A 599-nucleotide genomic window follows, 5' to 3' on the forward strand; every position below is an offset into this window, starting at 1 on the left:
GGGGTCGAGTTCCTCGCCGTTGGATCGGATGTCGGCACCTTGCGCGCCGGTCTCACCGCGCTGCGCAAGGAATTCTGAACTACGGGAAACGCGCAACTTCCCCGGAGGAACAGATGGGAAAACTCGTTCTGGCCGCCAAGGTCACACATGTGCCGACCATGCTGATGTCGGAGCAGGAAGGGCCGCTCAAGGGTTGCCGTCAGGCCGCCATTGACGGTCACCGCGAGATCGGGCGCCGCGCGCGGGAGGCCGGAGCGGATACGTTCGTGGTGCTGGACACGCATTGGCTGGTCAATGCGGCCCATCACATCAACGCCAATCACCGCTTCAAGGGCATCTTCACCAGCCATGAATTCCCGCAATTCATCAAGGACATGCCTTATGATTACGAGGGCAACGCGGCACTTGGCGAACTGATCGCCGAAACCGCCCGCGCAAACGAGGTCTATACGCTCAGCCATCAGGTCGACAGTCTGGACCTGGAATATGGCACGCTGGTTCCGATGCGTTACATGAATGCCGATGCAGGCCTGAAGGTGGTGTCGGTCGCGGCCATGTGCACCGTCCATAGCTTTGAAAGCTCACGCAGACTGGGCCAG

The 599-nt window shown here is 60.6% G+C and carries 1 protein-coding gene; it reads left to right on the plus strand.

The features are described 5' to 3' along the window. Window positions 1-113: 113 nt before the first annotated feature. Window positions 114-599 (plus strand): DODA-type extradiol aromatic ring-opening family dioxygenase (locus tag PKE99_RS39345; protein WP_498371926.1); only part of this gene is annotated, 486 nt, incomplete at its 3' end.

The organism is Pseudonocardia halophobica (assembly GCF_027922425.1).
GTDB classification, from domain to species: domain Bacteria; phylum Actinomycetota; class Actinomycetes; order Mycobacteriales; family Pseudonocardiaceae; genus Pseudonocardia; species Pseudonocardia halophobica.